At 44.2% G+C, this 21917-nt stretch carries 19 protein-coding genes; 18 read left to right on the top strand and 1 reads right to left on the bottom strand.

What is annotated here, in order from left to right; all coding sequences use genetic code 11:
* Nucleotides 1-369 precede the first annotated feature (369 nt).
* The 17 genes from AC23P2_RS07920 to AC23P2_RS07840 all read left to right on the top strand — a co-directional run bounded on the left by AC23P2_RS07920 (nucleotide 370) and on the right by AC23P2_RS07840 (nucleotide 19818).
* Nucleotides 370-585, top strand: coding sequence for a tryptophan synthase subunit alpha (locus tag AC23P2_RS07920; RefSeq protein ID WP_487772688.1), 216 nt, complete (start codon nucleotides 370-372; stop codon nucleotides 583-585).
* A gap of 115 nt (nucleotides 586-700) precedes the next feature.
* Nucleotides 701-4066, top strand: a complete 3366-nt coding sequence (gene mfd / locus AC23P2_RS07915) for a transcription-repair coupling factor (RefSeq protein WP_487772687.1) — start codon at nucleotides 701-703, stop codon at nucleotides 4064-4066.
* A 62-nt stretch (nucleotides 4067-4128) separates the two neighbouring features.
* On the top strand, nucleotides 4129-5499 hold the full coding sequence (locus AC23P2_RS07910) for a glycoside hydrolase family 140 protein (RefSeq protein WP_487772686.1): 1371 nt from the start codon (nucleotides 4129-4131) through the stop codon (nucleotides 5497-5499).
* Between the two features lie 97 nt (nucleotides 5500-5596).
* Nucleotides 5597-7618 (top strand): OmpA family protein, encoded by a 2022-nt coding sequence (locus tag AC23P2_RS07905; RefSeq protein ID WP_487772685.1) that lies wholly within the window; start codon nucleotides 5597-5599, stop codon nucleotides 7616-7618.
* 264 nt (nucleotides 7619-7882) lie between these two features.
* Nucleotides 7883-8554 (top strand): DUF2490 domain-containing protein, encoded by a 672-nt coding sequence (locus tag AC23P2_RS07900; RefSeq protein ID WP_487772684.1) that lies wholly within the window; start codon nucleotides 7883-7885, stop codon nucleotides 8552-8554.
* Nucleotides 8555-8702: 148 nt separating this feature from the next.
* A complete protein-coding gene (locus AC23P2_RS07895; RefSeq protein WP_487772683.1) occupies nucleotides 8703-9884 on the top strand; it encodes a metallophosphoesterase family protein in 1182 nt (393 codons plus the stop codon).
* A gap of 14 nt (nucleotides 9885-9898) precedes the next feature.
* The gene (locus AC23P2_RS07890) at nucleotides 9899-10444 is read left to right on the top strand and encodes an LVIVD repeat-containing protein (protein ID WP_487772682.1); all 546 of its coding nucleotides are present in this window, start codon (nucleotides 9899-9901) and stop codon (nucleotides 10442-10444) included.
* A gap of 9 nt (nucleotides 10445-10453) precedes the next feature.
* Nucleotides 10454-11215: an LVIVD repeat-containing protein gene (locus tag AC23P2_RS07885; RefSeq protein ID WP_487772681.1), complete on the top strand. Its 762-nt coding sequence runs from the start codon at nucleotides 10454-10456 to the stop codon at nucleotides 11213-11215.
* Nucleotides 11216-11225: 10 nt separating this feature from the next.
* On the top strand, nucleotides 11226-11939 hold the full coding sequence (locus AC23P2_RS07880) for a hypothetical protein (RefSeq protein WP_487772680.1): 714 nt from the start codon (nucleotides 11226-11228) through the stop codon (nucleotides 11937-11939).
* A gap of 39 nt (nucleotides 11940-11978) precedes the next feature.
* Entirely contained in the window at nucleotides 11979-12179 is a 201-nt protein-coding gene (locus AC23P2_RS07875; RefSeq protein WP_487772679.1) for a DUF4177 domain-containing protein, read from the top strand.
* Nucleotides 12179-14065: a tRNA uridine-5-carboxymethylaminomethyl(34) synthesis GTPase MnmE gene (mnmE, locus tag AC23P2_RS07870; RefSeq protein WP_487772678.1), complete on the top strand. Its 1887-nt coding sequence runs from the start codon at nucleotides 12179-12181 to the stop codon at nucleotides 14063-14065. The genes AC23P2_RS07875 and mnmE overlap by 1 nt, the downstream gene beginning before the upstream one ends.
* 22 nt (nucleotides 14066-14087) lie before the next feature.
* On the top strand, nucleotides 14088-14318 hold the full coding sequence (locus tag AC23P2_RS07865) for a hypothetical protein (RefSeq protein ID WP_487772677.1): 231 nt from the start codon (nucleotides 14088-14090) through the stop codon (nucleotides 14316-14318).
* On the top strand, nucleotides 14318-15058 hold the full coding sequence (locus AC23P2_RS07860; protein ID WP_487772676.1) for an ATPase: 741 nt from the start codon (nucleotides 14318-14320) through the stop codon (nucleotides 15056-15058). Before AC23P2_RS07865 ends, AC23P2_RS07860 begins: the two co-directional genes overlap by 1 nt.
* 4 nt (nucleotides 15059-15062) lie before the next feature.
* The gene (locus AC23P2_RS07855; RefSeq protein WP_487772675.1) at nucleotides 15063-16958 is read left to right on the top strand and encodes a CocE/NonD family hydrolase; all 1896 of its coding nucleotides are present in this window, start codon (nucleotides 15063-15065) and stop codon (nucleotides 16956-16958) included.
* 352 nt (nucleotides 16959-17310) lie between these two features.
* Complete coding sequence (locus AC23P2_RS07850; RefSeq protein ID WP_487772674.1) at nucleotides 17311-18324, top strand: aldo/keto reductase; 1014 nt, start codon at nucleotides 17311-17313, stop codon at nucleotides 18322-18324.
* A gap of 33 nt (nucleotides 18325-18357) precedes the next feature.
* Nucleotides 18358-19257, top strand: coding sequence for a helix-turn-helix domain-containing protein (locus tag AC23P2_RS07845; RefSeq protein WP_487772673.1), 900 nt, complete (start codon nucleotides 18358-18360; stop codon nucleotides 19255-19257).
* 138 nt (nucleotides 19258-19395) lie between these two features.
* Nucleotides 19396-19818: a secondary thiamine-phosphate synthase enzyme YjbQ gene (locus AC23P2_RS07840; protein WP_487772672.1), complete on the top strand. Its 423-nt coding sequence runs from the start codon at nucleotides 19396-19398 to the stop codon at nucleotides 19816-19818.
* 5 nt (nucleotides 19819-19823) lie between these two features.
* On the opposite strand, the gene AC23P2_RS07835 is transcribed toward AC23P2_RS07840, so the two are convergent.
* The gene (locus tag AC23P2_RS07835; RefSeq protein WP_487772671.1) at nucleotides 19824-20798 is read right to left on the bottom strand and encodes a DNA/RNA non-specific endonuclease; all 975 of its coding nucleotides are present in this window, start codon (nucleotides 20796-20798) and stop codon (nucleotides 19824-19826) included.
* Nucleotides 20799-20915: 117 nt separating this feature from the next.
* Here AC23P2_RS07835 and AC23P2_RS07830 point away from each other — a divergent pair, with 117 nt between their 5' ends.
* Nucleotides 20916-21908 (top strand): cyanophycinase, encoded by a 993-nt coding sequence (locus AC23P2_RS07830; protein WP_487772670.1) that lies wholly within the window; start codon nucleotides 20916-20918, stop codon nucleotides 21906-21908.
* Nucleotides 21909-21917: the final 9 nt, after the last annotated feature.

Raw genomic sequence — 21917 nt, 5'->3', positions numbered from 1 at the left:
ACGCCTTCAAGTCCGATATTTCTTTAATCAACTCTTCCATAATCTCATCTATGCAAATAGCGTACCTAAACAGTTACAAATTTTATACATTTACGGCATGAATTCTTCAGCCCTATATACGATTTGCTGGTGGCACACTATCCATTCTGGAGAGTGTGAGCAGTCATGGCATTTCCTATAAAAGGGAAAATATACTTTTAAATAAGGAGCCACCTGTTCGCAGGTGGCTTTTTTATTTTCTGCCCTCTCCACTTTTTTTCTTCTGCCAACCAATTTTTATATCAATGTCATATCAAGTAAATCAACACGGATTTTATGGCCCTTATGGAGGTGCCTACGTACCCGAAGTTCTGTATCCCAATATCAACGTTGTCAGATAGTAAGGCGTATTTGGAACGGATTCAGGCACTTCCTTTGCAAAATCCCAAGGCAATAGGGTTTAATATATCAACCCGTGAAGAGGTGCAATTTGCGCATCGTTACGGCCAAGGAGCGATTGTTGGCTCGGCATTTATCCGAAGGCTACAACAAACTGATGCCTCAAAGGCAGTTGAAGATTTTGTAAAAGAGCTAAGACTTAATTGAAGTGCGTAGGTTTGAGAGGTAAATTAAATCAATTTCTTCCTAACTTTGTTGTATAAATAATGCCAATATTGGTTGAAAAAACAACCTGCCTTTGTGCCTTTTTAGAATTAAGATAATGCTTTCAACCCACGATTTTCTTCAGTTATACGCCAACGACAGCCTCGTTCAAGTTATTGTAAACCAGATTTCAAGCGCTCAGCAGCATGTCCAACTCAAGGGGCTTGCTGGGAGCTTGGATGCTGTCATTGGGGCGGCGGTACATCACAGCTTGCCTCGATTGGGCTTGTTTGTAGCCAGCGACCGTGAAGAGGCCGCTTATCTACAAAACGACTTGCAAAATCTACTTGGTAAAGAAGTTTTGTATTACCCAACGTCGTACAAACGTCCCTACCACTACGAGGAAATTGAGAATGCCAACGTGCTCATGCGCGCTGAGATTTTGAATAAACTCAACGTGGCCGTACCTGATAATTTTTTGGTGGTGACTTACCCAGAGGCACTTTTTGAAAAAGTAATCAACAAACGGTCGTTGCTTACCAATACCTTTACCGTAAGAGTAGGCGAGCGGTTAGATGCGCAGTTTTTGCGCGAATTTTTGTTGGGTTACGACTTCGAAATAACTGATTTTGTGTTTGAAGCGGGTCAGTTTTCGGTGCGAGGGGGGATTATTGACGTGTTTTCTTATGCCAGTGAATACCCATATCGAATCGAATTGTTTGGGGATGAAGTAGAAAGTATTCGTTCATTTAATCCCGATTCGCAGTTGTCGGTAGAGGCGGTTAAACACGTCAATATTATCCCTGATATTCAAAATAAATTGACGCTTGAAACCCGTGAGTCGTTTTTAAGTTTTCTACCAACCAATGCCCTTTTGTGGTTTAAAGACGTAGAGTTGACCCTTGAGGTGATTGAAGAATGTTTTGAAAAGGCCGAAAATGCTTTGACAGGGGTCAAAAGTGGCGATATTCAATTGGTATCTGATCCGAACGAGATTTTTGAAACGCGTCGTGGGTTTTTGAACCAAATAAAAACCTTCAAAACGATTGAGTTTGGAAGACGCTTTTATGGGCCTTTTAGCCCCAAAAGTGAAACAAATAATGCTTCTTTTAGAGAAACATGGGGCGCAAAACCGCAGCCTTCCTTCAACAAAGATTTCAAACGATTGATTGATGACTTGTCCGAACGCCAGCACCAAGGTTATACCAACGTGATTGTGGCAGAATCGGCCAAACAATTGGAACGTTTGGAGAAAATAGTGAATGAGCTTGACCCGTATGTCAAGTTTCGACCCATGAATATTTCGCTTCGAGAGGGGTACATCGACGACCAACTCAAGGTGATTTGTTATACCGACCACCAAATATTTTCACGCTTTCACAAATACCACGTCAAGGAGAAGTTTAGTAAGTCAAAAGCCTTGACATTGAAGGAGTTAAAGTCGTTGAAAACGGGCGATTTTGTAACCCACGTGGACTATGGCATTGGGCGTTTTGCGGGCTTGGAAAAAGTAGATGTAGGGGGGCGAGACCAAGAGGCAATTCGACTGATTTACCGCGACAATGACATTTTGTTTGTCAGCATCCACAGTTTGCACAAAATCGCGAAATACACAGGAAAAGAAGGCGGCGTAGTGACCATGAGTAAATTGGGCTCGCCAGAGTGGGAAAACAAGAAATCAAAAGTAAAACGACAACTCAAGGACATTGCGCAGGAGTTGATTGGGCTTTATGCCAAACGCCGAAATGCCCAAGGTTTTGCTTTTTCCAAAGATACGTATTTACAAGCCGAACTGGAATCGTCGTTTTTGTACGAGGATACCCCTGACCAAGCTAAGTCAACGGCGGATGTGAAAGATGACATGGAAAAGCCGCACCCGATGGATCGTTTGGTGTGTGGCGATGTGGGTTTTGGGAAAACCGAAATTGCGATTCGGGCAGCGTTTAAGGCCGTAACCGATAGTAAACAAGTAGCCGTGTTGGTGCCGACGACGATTTTGGCCATGCAACATTATAAAACGTTCAGTGAGCGTTTGGCCGATTTTCCTGCGCGAGTAGAATACATCAACCGTTTTAAATCCGAAAAACAAATTAAAGAGATACTAAAAGATGTAGAGGCTGGGAAGGTAGATATTTTGGTCGGCACACACCGTATTGTCAATAAAGACATCAAGTTCAAAGACTTAGGCTTGTTAATTATTGATGAAGAACAAAAGTTTGGGGTAAAGGTCAAAGACCGTTTAAAAGAAATGCGCGTCAATATCGACGTGCTGACCCTGACGGCAACTCCTATTCCGCGAACGCTTCACTTTTCACTCATGGGCGCCCGCGACTTGTCGGTGATTGCAACGCCACCACCCAATCGTCAGCCCGTAACGACTGAGGTGCAGGTGTTTAGCGAAATATTTATCCGCGATGCGGTAAGTTATGAGCTTAACCGTGGTGGGCAGGTTTTCTTTGTACATAATCGTGTCAACGACATTGAGTCTATTGCTAACTTGATTTTACGTTTGGTACCAGAGGCCCGTATTGGGGTGGCACACGGTCAAATGGAAGGCGATAAACTAGAGAAGGTGATGATGCGCTTCATCGAGGGGGAATACGATATTTTAGTAAGTACCAACATTATTGAGTCAGGGATTGATATACCAAATGCGAATACCATCATCATCAATTCTGCCCATTATTTTGGAATGTCGGATCTTCACCAAATGCGGGGTAGGGTAGGACGTTCCAACCGAAAGGCATTTTGTTATTTGTTGACGCCGCCCATTTCACACTTGACCACCGATGCCCGCAAACGACTTCAAACGTTGGAAGAGTTTTCGGAGTTAGGAGATGGCTTCAAGGTGTCAATGCGTGACCTTGATATTCGGGGAGCGGGAAATTTATTGGGCGCCGAACAGAGTGGTTTTGTCAATGACCTTGGGTATGAGATGTATCACAAGATTTTGGACGAAGCCGTGCAAGAATTAAAACAAACTACCTTCAAAGATTTATTCGATTTGGGAGAAGCCGTACAGGCTATTCAGGTCGATTGCCAGATTGAAACTGACTTGTCGATTTTGATTCCAGATTATTACGTAAAAAATATTTCAGAACGTTTGTCGTTATATACTCGTCTGGACAACCTCAAGAGTGAAGAAGAATTGAGCGCTTTTGGTGATGAGGTTGCAGACCGCTTCGGTCCTTTACCTGAGGAAGTAACGTGGTTGATTGAGATGGTGAGAATCAGGTGGATGGCCGAAGCGCTTTTTATGGATAAGTTGACCCTCAAAAACAATACGCTCAAAGGCTATATTATTTCAACTGGTAACGATTCGTTTTTCCAGTCTCCAAAATTTGGGCATATCCTCAGTCATATCCAACGCAATCCCAAGCGTTTTGCACTCAAAGACCTTAAAAACAAATTGCTTCTTACTTGCTCCGACGTAAGGAGCTTGCCTGAGCTACGCAAGGTCTTGGAAGAACTGACGGTGAAGTAAGTGGGTAGTTCTTCGTTTTTTATTAGTTTTGCCCCTTTCCTAACCTTCTTGACTCTTTTGTTATGCCCCAAACGTTACGTGTGATTTTACTGTTGCTTCTTGCGACAACTACGCTCTTTGCCCAAAAGAAAAAACGAAGATCGTCTTCTCGAAAAAAGAAGGCGCCAGTGACCGTAGTTAGCCAAGGCATTTTTCCGTTGAAAGTCAGTAAAAATGGCCGTTATCTTACCGACAAACTCAATCGTCCCTTTTTGCTAAATGCAGATGCGGGCTGGAATCTTCTTTCCAAACTTAAAATGGAAGAGGCAAAAGTATATTTGTCGGCCCGTAATGCACAGCAGTTCAACGCAGTTTTTGTCCAATTGCTCCCAACTGAACCCGACGATGCAAATGCGTACGGTCAGTTTCCATTTGCGTCCAAAGGTGACTTTTCTAACCCAAACGAAAAGTATTTCCAACACGTAGAGGAGGTAGTTCGTTATGCCTCTCATTTGCAAATTGTGGTGGCGCTTGCACCCGCTTGGCTAGGGTGTTGTAAAACGAATTGGGATGAGGTGCAGCGAAAGAATGGCACCGACAAATGCCGCTCGTATGGTGCTTATTTGGGAAAGCGATTTAATAAATTTTCAAATATAGTCTGGGTAATGGGTGGTGACCGTGACCCGCAACAGGAGGAAGTAGTGCAACGGGCAATGGCAGAGGGCATCAAAGCCGAAGCGCCGCATCACCTGATGACTTACCATGCGGCAAGTTCACATTCCAGTACAGATGTGGCAGGAAAAGAAGCGTGGCTGGATTTTAGCATGATATATACGTATTTTCGGGGAAAGACGGGTGCTTGGACGATGGAAATGCCCCAGGTTTATGAAGCCTCGTTGAGCGAACATAACAAAAACCCCAGAAAGGTGTTTATTTTAGGTGAATCACAGTATGAGGATGAAAAAGATGGAAATGCTCAAGTGATTCGTCGGCAGGCGTATTGGTCGCTTTTAAGTGGTGGAAGTGGGCATTGTTACGGAAGCTCTCTAGCTGATTTTGGGGACGATTGGCGGCAAAAAATCCAACTACGAGGCGCACAGGATATGGAGTTGTATTTTAAAATTTTTAGCGGATTGCCGTGGTACTTGTTTCGACCCGATACCACCGATGAGGTTTTGGTAGAAGGGCGTGGCACGTACGGAAATGATGATTATGGTGTGGTGTCGGTATTGCCCAACAACCGCATGGCGGCCATTTATATACCCACAAGTAGGACATTAAAAGTGAATGTTGGTAAAATAAACGGTACAAATATTCGTGCTTTATGGATTAATCCTCGGACCAACCAAAGGTTCATTGGTGGCTATTTTAAACCGCAAGGAATCAGGGAACTTACACCACCTACCTTGGATGAAGATTGGCTACTGTTGCTAGGCAATGTAGGCCGAAAGTAAATCTGCCAAATCTGTACCAGAAGGTGTTTTTGGAACGATTTTTGCTTATTTTTACCGAATAATAAACACATAAAATAGAACTTACTTCATCGCTGTAATGACCAAGATAACTTGTTGGTTGTACTGTTTTTTGGGTTTTTTGGGTCTTTGCCGCGCACAAGAGGTGCAGTGGGCCAGTAAGTTACAGGGTTTTTCTTCTGAATATATCAAAGAGTCAACGGGCAAAGAATACAGGGCTGTGCAAGTGTTGGGGTATCCCAATTCGATACCTCCTTTTGGCGAAACCGCCTGTGCATGGTCGCCTTACAATGCCGACTCAAACGTTGAAGAATGGATTAAAGTTGGTTTTGACTCACCACAAAAAGCACGCCAAATCGTCATTGTTGAAAATTTTAATCAGGGTTGTATTACCAAAGTTTTTGCTTATGATGCAGCTGGAAAAGAGGTGTCGGTGCTAGACAATGGGATGCCCGTTCTGTCGGATGTAGGCCGCGTGTTATCGCTTAACATGCCCGATACTACGTTTGTGGTTAGTTCGATTAAAGTCGTTTTGAATCCTATTCGGGTAAAAGGTTACAACCAAATTGATGCCATCGGCCTAAACGCCTCTTCTAAACCTTTTGAGCTTAAAATCAATGTCTATAAAGACGCGCCCAAGGAAATCATCAAGGAAAATTTGGGCGTGGGGGTCAATTCCAAGGCCCAAGAAGTAGCACCCGTGATTTCGCCCGATGGGAAAACGATATTTTTTACAAGGGGGAAATTTGAGAAAAATATTGGCGGAGCAGAAAATCAGGATGTCTGGTTCTCCACCCGTCAAGGCGAACTGTGGGGGGAAGCCCAGAATATGGGAAGTCCCATTAACAATGCCGATAATAATGCGATCGTAAGTATTTCTCCCGACGGAAAGACGTTATACCTGATGAACGTCTATCGTCCCGATGGAACGATGACTTTTGGTTTGTCTAAGTCAACTCGTTCTAAATCAGGGTGGAATGTGCCTGTGGAGTGTAAAATTGAAGATATTTACAACCTTGACAAACGCAACAACACCGAGTTTGCCCTTTCCCCCAAAGGCAACGTATTGGTCATGTCGGTCAAACGCCAGGATACCAACGGTGACCGTGATTTGTACGTTTCTTTTTTAAAAGGCGACGGCACGTGGAGCAAGCCTCTCAACATGGGAAGCGTCATTAACACTGCCGACGTAGAAAGTGCGCCTTTTATTGCGACCGATAACAAAACCCTCTACTTTACGTCTTACGGCCACGCGGGCTACGGCGGAGGTGATATTTTTATCTCGCGCCGATTAGACGAAAGCTGGACGAAATGGTCGCAACCCGAAAACCTCGGCCCCGCTATCAATACACCTCAATGGGACGGTTTTTTGAGTATCCCTGCTTCGGGTGATTATGCCTACGTCAGCTCGATGCAAAATTCCATGGGGGGCGAGGATATTTTTCGTTTTAAGGTATATTCTGCCATTCGCCCCGAACCTGTAGCCATGATTTCGGGGAGTGTGTTGGATGCTGATACGAAAAAACCCGTAACAACGGAAGTGGTGACAAACTTAATGAAGGATAATTCTAACGTGTCAAAAGTGGAGTACGACCCCGAAACAGGGGAGTATAAAATTTTACTTCCTGTGCAAGAATCGTATCGACTGAGCGCGGTGAAAGATGGCTTTTTTCCGTTGGACGAAATCGTTGATCTTTCCAAAGACAAACGCTACCGCGACATCAAACGGAATATTTTATTAGTCCCCATCAAAGAAGGAAAAAAGATTACGCTCAATACCGTGGTGTTCGAGCAAAGCAAGTTTGAGCTTGTTCCACAATCGTTGCCTGATTTAGACCGCATCGCCGAAATGATGAATAAATATACCAATATGGAAATTTTGGTGGAAGGCCATACCGACAACCAAGGCGATTTTAACCTCAACATGGAACTTTCGGATAATCGAGTGAAAGAGGTAAAAAAGTATTTGATGGGGAAAGGTATTGCCGAGACGCGTATCCAGATCAAAGGTTGGGGTTCCACCAAACCTGTAGCCAGCAACGAAATAGAAGAAACCCGCAAAAAAAACCGTCGCGTAGAATTTACAATACTGAAGGTTTGAGCGAGAGTGTCGAGTGCAGAGGGTAGATTGTCGAATAAAATACACTTATTTTTGCTTGTCCCGACATTTTGTTTTGCTTGTCCCGACTTTAAGTCTGTGCAGACACGGTTTAGCGTCTTTTGCTTGTCCCGACTTTCAGTCGGGACGGACACGGTTTAGCGTCTCAGACGCTTTTTTCGTTTATAAGACGCTAATGTGTATTTGTAATTCTTTATGAAAACACTATTAGACTTTTCTTTGTTTAAAAGAATATTCTAAGAAAACGTGAAACCATTACTGTTAATTCTCATTCCCGTTTGTTTTGTCAGTAAAGTGAGTGCCCAAAAACTGGATCTAGGCAGCTGGAACGTCCTAAACATCAAATACAACGTAAGCGCTAAATGGAGTCTATTTGGGGAAGCACAGCTACGTTCGTTGTTATTTTACAACAATTTCCATTACTATGAATACAAAGGTGGTTTTTCCTATAAAGTCCATCCTAACGCTGTGCTGACCCTAGGGGCAGGTAGTTATCAAACGTACGGAGAAGGAGGGGATTTTGTGGTGCCCAAAAACAATGACGAGTTTAGAATTTGGCCTCAAGTAGTTGTCAATCAGTCGTTAGGAAAGTTAAAAGTAGAACAGCGGTACCGCGCAGAATTACGATTCACAAGCAATGGGTACCGTAACCGATTTAGGTATAGAGTAGGGCTATCGTATCCGTTTGGGAATGAAGTGAATGGCTACAAGCCGTTCCAAATTAGCATGAACAACGAGTTGTTTTTCACCGACCGTGAGCCCTATTTTGAGAGAAACCGAATGCAAGTGGCACTGAATATTAAACCGTCAAAATCAACCACCGTACAAGTGGGTTATCTACACCAATTTGATTACAAAATAAATGATGAAACAGGCCGTGATTTTTTACAAATAGGCTATTTTATCGAAGTCCACTAAAAAACACTGAATTTAGGCAATAGCTTGGTAGGTCACTGCCATTGGCTTGTCCCGACTTCCAGTCGGGGCAGACACGGTTTAGCGTCTCTGACGCTTTTTTCGTTTAAAAACACGATATTCGTACTTCATTCAACCGTAATAGTTCTTCATGTCTCAGCCACCCAAACGTGAATTAAAAGAGTACGTCGCCATTGGCCACACCGAAGCCGAAAATCACTTCCGAACCCAACAGTCGCAGGTTCAACAACAATCACCCTCTTCCGATACAACCCGTACATTGACGGAGTTTTTGTGGTACAATGTCTTTGGTTTTGCGTATCATTACCTTAAAAGCCGTTTTGGTAAACGCCATCCCTACCAGAGCTATCCCCAAGGAAGCGATAATGGCATTTTCAAAATGGAAGAGAAAAATGGCTTAACGCAGCTCGCATTGCTATCAGATTGGGCTTCCGATACGCCCGAATCTGATGCAGTTGGGGCGGTGGTGGCATCGCATTCACCTGATTATTCAATTCACTTGGGTGATATTTATTTTGTCGGCACGCCTAGCGAAGTAGCCGCCAATTTTACTAGCCCCAAGGCATCTTGGCCGCGCGGAAAATGGGGCAGTTTGGCTTTGTCGGGCAACCACGAAATGTATTCCAACGGTGATGCTTTTTTTAAATATTTACTTCCTACGATGGGGGTTCGAGAAGGGGATTCGGTACGGATTCAGAAAGCAGGCTTTTTTTGTTTGGAAAATAATCATTGGCGCGTTATTGGACTCGATACGGGCTACACCTCGGTCGAACGTCCGTTTTTAGAAGTGCTTTCACCCCCCGATTGTCATCTACGAAAAGAACAACTCTCGTGGCTTCGAGAACAAGTGCAATTAGGAAACCCCGCCGACCAACGTGGCATCGTGTTCTTGAGTCATCATCCACCTTTTTCTTCGTTTCGAAAGTCGTTTCCTGAGCCCGCCAAGCAACTATCCCAACTTTTGGGCGATGCCGTGCGTCCTGTTCTATGGATATGGGGACACGAACACCGAATGGTGGTATATCATCCTAAACAACTCACTCACCTGCCTATTTATGGTCGGTGCATTGGGAATGGAGGAATGCCTTCGGAAATTGATGAACCGAAAAATAACAAAGAGGCGATTGCCTTTTATGATCAACGAAAACGTACTACTTTACGGCGTATTGACGTCGGTTTCAACGGATTTGCCTGGCTAACTTTCGACCAACAAGATCTTTCTATTGAGTATCGTGATATTAATGATGTGTTGGTTTACAGGGAGTTAGTTCGGGTTGAGGAAGGTAAATTTGAGTTTTTACCAATCAATTAAAAACTGGAAAACGTATGAAAAAATTAAGCTACATCTGTCTCATTGGCATCGGGTTGCTGGTGGGTTGTCAATCGGGGGTGGATGTAAATGAGCCTCCAGCAGGAGCCCCCAAGTTCAGTGGCGAAGGTTATCGTCCTATTTATGCGTCTGAAAATGAGGTGAACCAAGTGACAACCGAAGCGCCGCAGCCCCTGAAAAAACCTGGTAAAATCTACGTACGAGGAAATTATTTATTTATCAATGAACAGGGAAAAGGGATTCATTTGATAGACAACGCTGACCCAAAAAACCCAAAAAAGATGTCGTTCATCAAGATTTGGGGGAATGTTGATATGGCGGTGAAAGGCAGCTTTTTGTATGCCGACAGTGGCCCTGATTTTGTGGTGCTCAACATTGCAGATCCTACGCAAGTAAAGGTAGAAAAACGAATTAAAAATGCGTTTCCATCTCCTGCTTATCCTCCTTATAATGAAACCTATTTTGAGTGTGTAGAAGCGTCAAAAGGTGTTGTGGTGGGTTGGGAAAAAGTAAAAATGAATCGTCCTAAATGTTTTCGTTAAGCAATCGTTATGAAAAATTTTACACTAGCTACCCTTTGTGCGCTCTGTTTTGCATTGGCTCTTGGCTGTGCAACCGACAAAAGTGCTGACGTAAACCCCAACAGCCAAACGGGTACGGGCGGTTCGATGGCGCGATTTGCCATTGTGGGAGATGTGCTTTATTGCGTATTGCCTGATAAGCTTCAGGTTTATAACATCGCTAACCCAATTAACCCTGTGTCGGCAAAAACTATCCCTCTAACAGTAGGTTTGGAAACGATTTTTCCCTACAAAAATGCCCTTTTTATAGGTGCTAATGCTGGAATGTACATTTTTGATAACCAGCAGCCCGACTCTCCTGTGTTGTTGTCGAGCTATTTTCACGTTCAAAGTTGCGACCCCGTCGTTGTTCAGGGAAATTATGCTTACGTTACGCTTCGTGGAGGCTCGGGCTGCCGAAGAATGGCAACCGCAAGTACACTGGACGTGGTTGACGTTACTGATTTGAAAAGCCCAAAGTTAATCAATTCTCAAACGATGGAATCACCCTACGGTTTGGGCGTAAGCGGCGAACAATTGTTTGTATGCGAAGGAGATCGGGGTATGAAAATTTTTGATATCAAGGATCCTAAACAACCTCAATTAAAACACGTCATAGGAGACATTAAAGCCTACGATGTGATACCAACGAGCAAAAGTTTAATTGTCACGGGCGACGGCGGCTTGGTTCAATACGGCCTGCAAGATGGTGGTAAGGTGGAGGTATTGAGCAAATTAGCCATTGAACCCTAACACGCACAGAATGAAAAACCTTAGCTTGTATTGGCTTTTTTTGTTTAGTTTAACGGGTAAAATGCTTTGGGCACAAGACACACTTCGTCCCAAAGTAATTTTAAAAACAGTCCCAACAACCCTAATAGACCCCGATAATACGCTCACGTTAGGGGTAGAAATACCAATTGCAACGCGTTGGAGCATCTATCAAGAGGCTGGTTGGGGCAACGCCGCTCTAAGTCCTTGGGAAGATGGAAAAGAGTTTGCCAGTAAAAATAATTTCCGTTTCCGAACCCAAGGCCGTTATTATTTTTCTGACCCTTATTCAGAGCGCGGAAGCTGGTATTTGGCCGTTGAATATTACCGAAAAGAGGTATTTATCAATGAATATCGGGCATTGGGCAGAGGCTGTAACCCCGCGACGGGAGGGTGTGCTTATTTTGAAGAAGGATTTGTGAAAACCCGACGTCGGGTTTCGGCTAGTCATATAAAGGCTGGTTATCAGGTGGTTGTGCCAAGGCGTTTGGTGATTGATTTGTACCTTGGGGGCGGGTTTCGTAAACTCTTGGTCACCAACGATGCCGAGGAGGGAGCTATAAACAACTGGTTTTGGAATCGAGAGTTATTTAATTTTCGTACGCTTCGGCCTGGCAGGTACGAAACCATTCCGTCTATTTCTGGTGGATTTAGTTTAGGAATTCTTCTAGGACAACGAAACCCGAAAGCATTACCTTTGCGTTAGTAAAAAAGAGATACTGCTAACAGATAAAATAGGAAAATAATGCAAACCTACGAATACAAAGTAATTGATGTAAAACCTGGTGGTTTCTGGGGAACAAAACTTGATCCACAAGACATTGAAAATAAGATTAATAGCATGGCTATGGAGGGCTGGGAGTTGGTCAATTCGCTGGATATGAATGCCTATGAAGGGATGACTTCTAAAATTGTTTTCATTTTCAAACGGGCAAAAACTTTCTAATGGTTTTTCAGCAAGAACCTATTTGTGCCTTGGCTACTCCGTCAGGGGTAGGAGCCATTGGGGTAATTCGGGTATCGGGAGAAGGGACGTTTTCGGTCGTCAATAAACTTTTTCGGGGTAAAGACCTGACGAAAGTTGATTCTCATACGGTTCACTTTGGAACCATCCGCTCGGGAAATGACATCATTGATGAGGTTTTAATCGCCGTCTTTAAAACGCCAACTTCGTTTACCAAAGAAGATACGGTCGAAATCTCTTGCCACGGCTCAGACTACATCATTCGCCAAATTTTGAAGCTCCTTGTTCAAAATGGCGCACGGTTGGCGCGTCCAGGGGAGTTTACGCAACGTGCGTTTCTCAACGGACAATTTGATTTGGTGCAGGCGGAGGCAGTAGCCGATTTGATTGCCGCCGATTCAGCTGCTAGTCACCGCACGGCCTTGAACCAGCTTCGGGGTGGATTTTCAAAAAAATTGGCATTTCTACGGGAAGACCTGATTCATTTTGCCAGCATGGTGGAGCTGGAGTTGGATTTTGGCGAAGAAGACGTTGAATTTGCCAATCGGGACGATTTGCGGGCGTTGATAAATAACCTTCAAACGACCATCGCACCGCTGATTGATTCTTTCGATTTTGGAAATGCCCTCAAAGAGGGAATCCCCGTGGCTATTATTGGTGCGCCAAACGTGGGTAAATCGACGTTGCTCAATGCGCTTTTGAACGAAGAAAAAGCCATTGTTACTTCAATTGCAGGTACCACCCGCGACGTTATCGAAGACCTCCTGTACCTAGAGGGCATCAAATTCCGAATCATTGATACAGCAGGTATTCGTGAGACGTTGGATGTGGTGGAGTCCATTGGAATTGAACGTTCTAAGAAAGCCATGAACCAAGCCGACGTGGTGGTGCTGTTGTTTGATAGTCCAGAAACCTATGCCGAAGTTGAGCAGTTGGCCGAAGGGCTAGAGGAAGGGAAAAAGGTGTTGTGGGTAAGGAATAAAGCGGATTTAACCTCTCCCCCTGCCCCTCTCCTTACTGGAGAGGGGAGTAATGTAAAGCCCTCCCCTGAAAGGAGAGGGTTGGGTGAGGTAAAAACAAAATCCCAACTTCTAGTCGAAGAAGTATATAAGCCAATGAACTATAAAATTCCGCCCGAAGTCTTAGATAATGCACGAAATTTGCGCCAAAGAGAAACAGATGCAGAACAATTCCTGTGGGAAATCCTAAGAAATAGAAAGTTAAATAACCTGAAGTTTAGACGGCAGCATCCTGTTCAAGAGGGCTTTGTGTTGGACTTTTATTGTGCAGAATATCGTTTAGCTATTGAACTGGATGGCGGGATTCACGAGAGTCCTGAACAAAAAGAGTATGATAAGTTAAGAACTGATGAGTTAAATAAAATTTACGGGATAACAACCCTCCGTTTTACGAATGGACAAGTGCTGGATAAAATCGATACGGTTTTAGAAGATATTATAAGGTTAACCTCATCGCGCAGCGAACCTTCACCAGTCCCAGTTCTTTCTGGAGAGGACTTAAAACACCCCTCTCCAGAAAGGAGAGGGGTTGGGGGTGAGGTTGAAATCCCCATTTCCGCCAAAACAGGTACAGGCATCGAAGAACTTAAAAAAGCATTGGTGGCAGTGGCAGTGGCTGCCAAAGCCGCCGATGATACCGTGGTGACGAACTTGCGCCATTATGAACACTTAGTAAAAACGCAACAAGCCCTATCGGACGTTTTGAATGGTCTAGCGATAGGAATTACGGGAGACTTTTTGGCGCAAGATATTCGTTTGGCATTACATCATTTAGGGGAAATTACAGGTCAAATCGCCACGGATGATTTATTAGCCAATATTTTTAGTAAATTTTGCATTGGAAAGTAACTTGAACCATTTTTATAAAAAGATGATGAGACTAAACGAGCAAGAATTGGACTATTTGGAACAGCAAATTCCTATTTTAGCCGAAACGGCTACGAAGCAAGCCTATTGGCAAACGCTTGCCTTGGGTGATAAAGTAATGATTGCCGAAGACGGAAAACTGATTGAGGTATCGCCTGATGGTAGCCGAAAAGTTATTAGAGAAATTGAAAAACCAATGAAGGTAACTCAGCGGTTTTACAAAATCGTACGATAATGGAGATACCAAGACTTAGAATGTTCGCTGGACCAAATGGCTCTGGTAAAAGTACCATTAAATCCGTTGTGTCCTCAAAACTACTTGGGTATTATTTGAACCCAGATGAAATAGAAAAGGAAATCAAAGAAAAGGGGTATCTGGATATTAGGGGGTATAATATTCAAACTAATCAACTGGAGATAAGAACATTTTTCGAGGAACATCCATTACTTGAAAAAACTGAATGTAGTGATTTTATCTACGAAATTAAGTATATCCAATCTGAGTTTATTGATTTTAGTAATGTAGGGATTGATTCCTATATGAGCGCAATACTGACTGATTTTTTGAGGTTTAAGTATTTAGAGTCGCGTCAGTCATTTACCTTTGAAACCGTGATGTCTTCATCCGATAAGGTAGAAATTTTGAAAAAAGCGCAGCAGTTGGGTTATAAAACTTACTTGTATTACGTGGCTACAGAAGACCCTGACATTAATTTACTTCGGATAAATCACCGTGTGAAGATAGGTGGTCATTCGGTACCAACTGATAAAGTAATAGCAAGGTATTATCGCTCACTTGATCTACTTTTTGAGGCAATTAAATACACTAATAGGGCCTATATTTTTGATAATTCAGGAGATGATAAGACTTGGGTTGCTGAAATAACAAATGGTGCCGACGTTGAACTACAGTTAAATGAGGTGCCAATTTGGTTTACAAAATATGTGTTAGAAAAAATTAACGTGATTCCATAACTACATGAAACTATTGTTTACCCTCTTAATGCTTGGTTTGGTGCAGCTTTCGATGGCGCAAACCCCCAAAATCAACGAAGATTCGGTCTATATTCGTCAGCATTATACCAAAATGGAACGCATGGTTCCGATGCGAGACGGTGTTAAACTGTTTACGTCGATTTATGTCCCCAAAGATATTACAAGCGGAAAAAAGTACCCTATTATGCTCAATCGGACTCCTTATAGCGTAGCCCCCTACGAAGATACGTTGTATAAAACTTCTTTGGGTCCGTCGATGCTCTTTGCGCGCGATGGGTATATTTTTGTTTACCAAGATGTACGCGGGAAATACATGTCAGAAGGCAGTTTTGAGGCGTATCGTCCGTTTATTCCAAATAAGAAAAACGCCACCGACAACGACGAAAGCTCCGATGCCTACGATGCGATTGAATGGTTGGTGAAAAATATCGAAGGCAACAACGGAAAAGTGGGTACGTGGGGAATTTCTTCGCCAGGGTACTATTCAACCATGACGACCATTGAGTCCCATCCTGCCCTCAAAGCGGCCTCACCTCAAGCTCCTGTTACTGACTGGTTTATGGGCGATGATCGCCACCACAACGGCGCTTTCTTTTTGATGGGAACGTTTGCTTTTATCTCAGGTTTTGGCGCTCCACGCCCCGTTCCTGCGCCCAAAGCACGTCCAGGGTTTTCGGCTTATGGTACGCCCGACGGCTATGAGTTCTATATGAAATTAGGCCCACTCAAAAATGTCAACGAGCGAATTTTTAAAGGTGAAAACCGCATTTGGAATCAGTTGATGGAGAACGAAACCTACAACGAGTTTTGGCAGTCGCGCACGCCTGTTCCGCATCTTAAAAATGTAAAACCTGCCGTGATGGTTGTTGGGGGCTGGTTCGACCAAGAGGATTTGTACGGGCCGTTGAAAGCTTACGAAGGTATCGAAAAAAATAGCCCTTCGTCATCGAATCGTTTGGTGATGGGGCCGTGGATTCACGGGGGCTGGGCGCGCGGAAAAGGCGAGTCGCTTGGCCACATTCGTTTTGGCTCGGCTACGAGTGAGTTTTACCAAAAAAACATTGAATTGCCTTTCTTTAATCACCATTTGAAAGATGCGCCTGATCCTAAATTGCCTGAGGCATACATCTTTGAAACGGGTGCTAACCAATGGCGTACCTATGATCAATGGCCGCCCAAAAATTCGGTTGAAAAGAAATTGTACTTCCACCCCGACGGCAAACTTTCATTTAACCCAACCCCAGAAAGTGCCCAAAAAGGTAAAGAACCTGCGTTTAACGAGTACACCAGCGACCCAGCACGCCCTGTGCCTTACACGTCTGAGATTCGCGTCATAAGAGGGAGTGATTTTATGTACGAAGACCAGCGTTTTGCCTCACAACGCCCCGATGTATTGGTGTATGAGTCGGACGTGTTAACCGATGATGTGACGATTTCGGGCAATGTTTTTGCTGACCTTTTTGTGTCAACGACGGGAACGGATGCCGATTTTATTGTAAAATTAATCGACGTGTATCCTGGCGATGCGCCAAATGACAGCCCAGAAAACCCCCGAAAAGCCATGGGAGGGTTTCAGTTGTTGGTGCGTGGTGAGGTGATGCGCGCTAAGTTTAGAAATAGCTTTACCACCCCAGAACCGATGAAGCCTGGTAAAATTGAACACGTAAAGTTTGATATGCAAGATGCGGCGCACCGTTTCAAAAAAGGTCATAAAATCATGGTTCAGGTTCAAAGTAGCTGGTTCCCGTTGGTTGACCGTAATCCTCAGAAGTTTTTGAATATTTATAAAGCCGAAGCGAGCGACTTTCAGAAAGCAGTACATAAAGTATTTTGTTCGGGAAATGCCTCCTCGTACGTCGGAGTTCGAGTAGTGGAATAATTTGAACGCAAAACCTTATAAGTACGTAGTTAAGGAAATAACTTCATTTTTTACCCGCAGAAGTCCGCAGAATAATACAAACGCAGATTTTCGCTGAAAAAGGGACTAATATAGCCATTATATCCGCGTTCATATGCGACTTTCAATCTGCGCCATCTGCGGGTAAAAATTCAAATAAATTCAATAGCATTCTCTTATAAGAACCCAAACTTAGGAGAGTGCTATTTACTTTCTTCAACTCAATTGTTTGAATTTTACAAGCATCCGTTTGATTCAAACAACCCTTGGTGTTACCCCAACTTCTACTTTTGCATTGTTAAATATCAATCAAAAAGTTAAAAACAAACGAGCTATGAAGTACAATTTGTTAGGAAACACGGGACTAAAAGTGTCGGAGTTGTGTTTAGGTACCATGACATTTGGGGGGAAAGGAATGTGGACAGCCATTGGAACGTTGCCGCAAGATGAAGTAAATGCCTTGGTGAAAGCTTCGGTCGAAGCGGGGATTAATTTTATTGATACGGCCAACGTGTACAGCGAGGGTCTTAGTGAAGAAATGACGGGAAAAGCCATTCGTGAACTGGGCTTACACCGTGATGATTTGGTCATTGCGACCAAAGTACGAGGACGCATGGGCGCGGGGCCGAACCAAACGGGTTTGACCCGCAAGCACATTCTGCAACAAGCCGACGAAAGCCTAAAACGTCTCCAAATTGACTATATTGATTTGTATCAAATCCACGGTTTCGACCCCATTACGCCCTTGGAAGAAACCTTGTCGGCGCTAGATTCACTGGTTCAGAGCGGGAAAGTTCGCTACATCGGTTGCAGTAATTTGGCGGCTTGGCACATTATGAAAGCCTTGGGGATTTCGGAGCGTAACCATTGGTCAAAATTCATTTCCTTACAAGCCTATTACACGATTGCGGGTCGTGATTTGGAACGCGAAATTGTACCGTTGCTCCAAGATCAAAAAGTGGGCTTGATGGTTTGGAGTCCGTTGGCGGGCGGGTTGCTAAGTGGCAAGTACGGCCGTCACGAAACACCCGAAGACGCTCGACGCGCTAATTTCGACTTTCCACCTATCAACAAAGATAAAGCCTACGACATCATCGAAGTGATGCGCGAAATAGCTACTGCAAAAGGAGTAACCGTAGCTCAAATTGCACTTGCTTGGTTGTTGCATCAACCTGCGGTTTCGACGGTAATCATTGGCGCTAAAAAACCAGAACAGTTGGCCGACAACATCAAATCGACGGAGGTGAGCCTAACGACCGAAGAATTGGCGCGTTTGGATTTAATCAGCAAATTGCCTGCCGAATACCCCGCGTGGATGATTGAGCGCCAAGGTGCTGACCGCCGATAAACCATTGTAAATGAGTAATTAAAGAAAACAACAATGTCAACCGTCGAAACCTTAGAAGAGTTTTATCGGCAAAAATATGCGACGCTTCCTGAAGTCCATCCCAATGACCCTGGGCATTTTAATGTATTTCGGGTAGAAGATCATGCGCCCACCCAAAAAGCGCCGCTAAAGTATGCGCGTCGAGAGTTTTACAAGATTTCGCTGATAAAAGGGCATTTTGTCTATCACTATGCAGATAAAAGCTTGGAAGTGAACGGGGCGACATTGTTGTTTTTTAACCCCGAAGTTCCCTACACCATGGAGCATTTGGGGAACGAACGTACGGGTTTTTTCTGCATTTTTAGAGACGAATATTTCAGCGACCACCTCCGAAATAGTTTGCGAGAATTGCCCATGTATGCCCCTGGCGGAAAGCCTGCCTATATGTTGGACGAAACTCAATTTCGCAATTTTGGGGCGATTTATGAAAAAATGTTGGTAGAAATACAGTCCGATTATCGTTTCAAAAACGACCTCATTCGGAACTACATTATGGAGATTATTCACAATGCGCTTAAAATCCAGCCCTCCGAAAAACTGTATCGGAACATCGATGCCAATGCGCGCATTACCACCGTTTTTATGGAATTGCTAGAACGTCAGTTTCCCGTCGAACCCACTACCCAAAAATTTCAATTACGCTCCGCGAAAGACTTTGCCGAAAAGTTGAATGTCCATGTCAATCACCTCAATCGGGCCATTAAACTAAGTACGGGAAAAACGACCACCGAACACATCGCCGAACGACTGATGGGGGAGGCCAAAGCGATGTTGCGCCACACGCATCGGAACGTGTCCGAAATTAGTTACTCATTGGGTTTTGAAGAACCTGCCCATTTTAATCACTTCTTCAAAAAGCACACAGGAATGACGCCTACGGCGTTTCGGGCGTAGAGGAGATGCCTCCTTTAACCCCACGCCTTTAGGCTGGGGAATGCAAGTAGTGGGCTTTAGTTCTGATTCTTTGATACCAAGATGCTAAAAATCAGGGCTAAAGCCGTCGGGTTTTAGGATGGACACAAATATCAATAAATGAAACTATTTCAACAGCAATCCCAATTAAAGCCCCGCAGACGAGGCTTTCACCTAATCACTTCCGAAGTCTTGCAGGCTTTTCCCCAACTACGCGAAATCTCCGTTGGGATGTGCCAAGTTTTTATCCAACACACGTCGGCTTCCTTAACCATCAATGAAAACGCTGATCCCACGGTTCGTCAAGATTTTGAAACGTTCTTTAACAAGGCCGTCCCAGAAAACGACCCCGATTATCGGCATGATTACGAAGGTTCTGACGATATGCCCGCCCATTTAAAAGCGTCAATGTTAGGCGCTTCGGTGCTAATTCCCGTAAGAAATGGGCGTTTAGCACTGGGAACTTGGCAGGGGATTTATTTGTGCGAACACCGCAACGAAGGAGGTGCTCGCACCATAATGATAACGGCTTGGGGAGAGTAAGTCGTTTATTTGCAGTCACATAAATCGCGGTCAACGTACGTTTTTTTGCCACTGGCTGTGAGATAATAGCAGCCTCCACTTTTGCCAATATACAAGGCATTGCCGTTATAGACGCTGCATTTGGTGTCAACATTAATAGACGTGCTGCGGTAGTCAAATCGTGCGTTTTGGAGTGCCGATTGGGTAGAAGAGGGGAGGTTACTCAAAAAGTCCATGCCCGTTTTTCTCTCCAATTCGCTCACGGTTGTGATGTAGCGAATCCAACTTGTATTCTTGACCGTACTGTTTTTGTTCGGGAAATCGACAGCAATCACGGGCGTAGCGCTGTTGATTTCATTCACCGACGCATTCCCTGGCAATACCACAATGATTTTATACACCCGTGCAGGGACATTGACTACATCGTCGAGTTTAGTAGCAGCGCCTTTGCTGCCTTCGCCACCCGTGCCATAGGCGCCTGCCGTTATGTATAGTTTGTAGCCTTTTTCGACCAATTCCCGACTAAATTGTTCCAAATGCTCCCACGCTTCACGGTTGAGGTCGGGTGCTTGTGGAATCATGTTGGTCATCAAAAACGTACTTGAATTGCTGCTCGTTGAGTTGGTACGGTCGGCCGAAGGGCACAAATGTCCACGGTCAAAGCCCGAGCTTGAATAATCGCTGGGTTTTATTTTAGGCCAATCTTGCGGCAAAGCTTCATCGGGACGGAAATCATTTTGGCGGTCAATCGTTCCCAACCATTTGGGCGACAACTCCCACGCTACCCAGTTGGCATGGCCTTTGGAACGGTTGTACGAAAGTGCAAATTGGGGTTTGTTCAATAAATAATTGTCGTAAGACGAAGGATTAGTTTGGGCATTGCTTGGATTGCCAAGGGCTAAATGCGGGCTTTGGTTGGTAGCAGGCGTATAACCAGGAGCACAACTTGATACGACAACGGCTACCAGCGTAAGGACAGCCAACGAACGAAAAAGATTCATACAGAAAAGAAGATTTTACAATAAATTCCGACCCAAAGGTCTTATTTTTTTCACGGCACACAAAAAACGAACGAATAACTCTTTTATTTGTACACTTCATCTAAACTTACTATCCCAATGCGCTTGATTTGTTTACTTCTGTTTTTAAAAATTACCACTCTATTTGCCCAAACGAAGGGAGCTACACCCGCTTCCATTGGGATAGTGGGCGATACTGCCGATGTAACCGTTCCGACCCAAACGGGCTTTGTGTTAGGCGGTGGAAGCACTGACGTCAAAGAAGCCTTGCAGTGGATGATTGAACGTGCCAAAGGCGGAGATGTCGTCATTATTCGCGCCAGTGGCGCTACTGGCTACAACGATTTTATATATGGTTTGGGAGGGGTTAATTCGGTCGAAACCTTACTTATTAATAACCGTGAATTAGCCATGAATCCCGCTGTTGGACAACGAATTAAGCAAGCAGAGCTCCTTTTTATTGCGGGTGGTGACCAAGGTAATTATGTCAAATTTTGGCAAGATACTCCCGTAGAAGAAGCCATCAATTATTTGATTCACGTTAAAAAAGCCCCCATCGGAGGAACGAGCGCGGGTTGTGCCATTTTAGGGGAAGTTGGTTTTTCGGCTCTCAACGATGGTATCAATTCGGAAGAAGCGCTAACGAATCCTTTTCATCCCAAAATGACACTTTTAAACGGCGGTTTTATTGATATACCCATCTTAAAAAATACCATTACTGATACCCACTACAGTAACCGAAGTCGGCACGGGCGACACTTGGCCTTTTTGGCTAGAATGGCGCGCGATTGGGATATGAAAGCCAAGGGAATTGGGGTAGATGAAAAAACTTCGGTGTGCATTGATGAAAAAGGAATTGCGCGTGTCTTTGGGAGTCAAGCGGCTTATTTTATTATGGCCAACAAAAAGAAACCAGAACGCTGTGAATCAGGACAAAAGCTAACGTGGAACCGTGGAGGAAAAGCCGTAAAAGTCTGCAAAATCCCCGCTACCCTCACAGGAGAAGGACGATTTGACCTAAACACTTGGAAACTTCCCAAAGGCCAAACGTGGACGTATTGGTCTGCCAACGAAGGCACAATTACCGAATAATCAGTATTC

Source organism: Runella sp. R0.1_18, assembly GCF_057652155.1.
The sequence above is the reverse complement of the archived record's forward strand: the minus strand, read 5'-3'. Positions and strand labels throughout refer to the sequence as shown.

Bases quoted from the DNA above. Each gene is read 5' to 3' on its own strand.
- AC23P2_RS07910 (WP_487772686.1), top strand. From the start codon at position 4,129: ATGCCCCAAACGTTACGTGTGATTTTACTGTTGCTTCTTGCGACAACT.
- mnmE (WP_487772678.1), top strand. From the start codon at position 12,179: ATGGTTTTTCAGCAAGAACCTATTTGTGCCTTGGCTACTCCGTCAGGG.
- AC23P2_RS07860 (WP_487772676.1), top strand. From the start codon at position 14,318: ATGGAGATACCAAGACTTAGAATGTTCGCTGGACCAAATGGCTCTGGT.
- AC23P2_RS07855 (WP_487772675.1), top strand. From the start codon at position 15,063: ATGAAACTATTGTTTACCCTCTTAATGCTTGGTTTGGTGCAGCTTTCG.
- AC23P2_RS07850 (WP_487772674.1), top strand. From the start codon at position 17,311: ATGAAGTACAATTTGTTAGGAAACACGGGACTAAAAGTGTCGGAGTTG.
- AC23P2_RS07840 (WP_487772672.1), top strand. From the start codon at position 19,396: ATGAAACTATTTCAACAGCAATCCCAATTAAAGCCCCGCAGACGAGGC.
- AC23P2_RS07885 (WP_487772681.1), top strand. From the start codon at position 10,454: ATGAAAAATTTTACACTAGCTACCCTTTGTGCGCTCTGTTTTGCATTG.
- AC23P2_RS07875 (WP_487772679.1), top strand. From the start codon at position 11,979: ATGCAAACCTACGAATACAAAGTAATTGATGTAAAACCTGGTGGTTTC.
- AC23P2_RS07835 (WP_487772671.1), bottom strand. From the start codon at position 20,798: ATGAATCTTTTTCGTTCGTTGGCTGTCCTTACGCTGGTAGCCGTTGTC.
- AC23P2_RS07865 (WP_487772677.1), top strand. From the start codon at position 14,088: ATGATGAGACTAAACGAGCAAGAATTGGACTATTTGGAACAGCAAATT.
- mfd (WP_487772687.1), top strand. From the start codon at position 701: ATGCTTTCAACCCACGATTTTCTTCAGTTATACGCCAACGACAGCCTC.
- AC23P2_RS07905 (WP_487772685.1), top strand. From the start codon at position 5,597: ATGACCAAGATAACTTGTTGGTTGTACTGTTTTTTGGGTTTTTTGGGT.
- AC23P2_RS07830 (WP_487772670.1), top strand. From the start codon at position 20,916: ATGCGCTTGATTTGTTTACTTCTGTTTTTAAAAATTACCACTCTATTT.
- AC23P2_RS07895 (WP_487772683.1), top strand. From the start codon at position 8,703: ATGTCTCAGCCACCCAAACGTGAATTAAAAGAGTACGTCGCCATTGGC.
- AC23P2_RS07890 (WP_487772682.1), top strand. From the start codon at position 9,899: ATGAAAAAATTAAGCTACATCTGTCTCATTGGCATCGGGTTGCTGGTG.
- AC23P2_RS07880 (WP_487772680.1), top strand. From the start codon at position 11,226: ATGAAAAACCTTAGCTTGTATTGGCTTTTTTTGTTTAGTTTAACGGGT.
- AC23P2_RS07845 (WP_487772673.1), top strand. From the start codon at position 18,358: ATGTCAACCGTCGAAACCTTAGAAGAGTTTTATCGGCAAAAATATGCG.